The organism is Bacteroides sp. HMSC067B03 (genome assembly GCF_001811315.1).
In the GTDB taxonomy this organism is placed as follows: domain Bacteria; phylum Bacteroidota; class Bacteroidia; order Bacteroidales; family Bacteroidaceae; genus Bacteroides; species Bacteroides faecis.
This window is the reverse complement of record NZ_KV804504.1, coordinates 1-1,428: the sequence shown is the minus strand read 5'-3', so window position 1 is coordinate 1,428 and position 1,428 is coordinate 1. Positions and strand designations below refer to the sequence as shown.

The following is a 1,428-nucleotide window of genomic DNA, read 5'->3' as shown; positions in this document are numbered from 1 at the left end:
TTCGACCGTAATGAAAAAGATACTCGTTTTTTTATTCTCAATCGTGGTGTTATCTGTCTGTTCCTGTCGTTCGTCAAAAATTGACACGACCGTCCATCAGGATAACACGGAACAGAAGCAGACGGAACAGGAAGAAGTTTCTACGGACAAAGCGCAGGTCGACGTAAACAGGAACGTTGAGCGAATTATCGAGATGATGCAGCAAATGGAATTCAACTGGCAGAAGACGAACTATTCGCCACCGGATAGCACAGGGAAACAATACCCGACCTCTACGGAAACAGCGACAGGAACGTCAACCAAGCAGGAGAAAGAAACATATAACGAACAGTTACAGGTGCAAATACAAGAAATTCAGGAAACCCTGCTGACATTGAAGGAACAATTAGAGAAACAGGAGAAGAATGATACAAAGATCGTTGAAAAGGTCGCGTACATTCCTCCGTGGGCAAAAGCCGTAATAGCAGCCTTTTTTATTGCATTTGTATTTTTTATTTATAAAAATGTAAGATGAAAACAGTAGTACAAGCCGGACAAACCCTGCTGGATATAGCCGTACAGGAATATGGTACAATTGAAGCGGTATTTATGCTTGCAAAGGCAAACGATATGAGCATAACAGACTCCCTTCAAGCCGGACAGCAAATCGAAATACCGGAGAAGGTGTATAACAGTGAACTAGCTGATTACTGCCGGAGGAACTCCGTTTGCCCGGCTACTTCTGAAACCGCGTCGAATGCAATACGATTGAGAATTTTCACTGAACAATTTACCGAACAATTTAAGTAATGGCTAGAACAATCGCAGAAATAAAGAAAGAAATGACGGATGCCTATATGTCTAACAGCATTATCCGGGACATATATGGTATCACAGGTGATGCCGACTTTGATTCGGTGTTTTCTCCCGTGTCAATAGAAAGCACCCTGTTCTACATTTTTGCGGCAACAGCGCACGTCATAGAGCAAATGTTTGACCAGTTCAAGACGGACGTAGAGGAACGGATTGACGCTAATATCATACCGACGGTGCGCTGGTATCATAGCAGTGCGCTGGCTTTTCAGTATGGTGATCCGCTGGTCTATGATCCGGAAAAATACCAGTTCCGGTATTCCGCTATCGACGAAGCCAAACAGCTTGTCAAGTATGTGGCGGTCAAAGATCGCGGGGGAAGTATTCAGATACTCGTGTCCGGAGACGAAGGCGGGCTTCCATGTCCTTTGACCGGGGACGTTCTAACGGCATTTAAAAGCTATATGAATTCGATTAAGATTGCCGGGGTGATTCTCTCTATTCAATCAATGAAAGCGGATGACATCCGTATCAACGCCACCATAGAAGTCGACCCGATGGTTATCAATGCTTCCGGTGTCCGCCTGACGGATGGCAGCAAGCCAGTACTTGCCGCCATCAACGATTATCTGAAAG

3 protein-coding genes are annotated in these 1,428 nt (G+C 44.9%); all 3 read left to right on the top strand.

Translation table 11 applies throughout. From position 1 onward, the window contains the following. Nucleotides 1-514 (top strand): hypothetical protein (locus HMPREF2794_RS26145; protein WP_246839637.1); only part of this gene is annotated, 514 nt, incomplete at its 5' end. Next, nucleotides 511-789 (top strand): LysM peptidoglycan-binding domain-containing protein, encoded by a 279-nt coding sequence (locus HMPREF2794_RS26140; protein ID WP_004303248.1) that lies wholly within the window; start codon nucleotides 511-513, stop codon nucleotides 787-789. The genes HMPREF2794_RS26145 and HMPREF2794_RS26140, both read left to right, overlap by 4 nt. Beyond that, on the top strand, nucleotides 789-1,428 hold a 640-nt coding region (locus HMPREF2794_RS26135), incomplete at its 3' end, for a hypothetical protein (protein ID WP_070753126.1). The genes HMPREF2794_RS26140 and HMPREF2794_RS26135, both read left to right, overlap by 1 nt.

Coding starts and splice junctions, on each gene's coding strand:
- HMPREF2794_RS26140 (WP_004303248.1), top strand. CDS start 511: ATGAAAACAGTAGTACAAGCCGGACAAACCCTGCTGGATATAGCCGTA.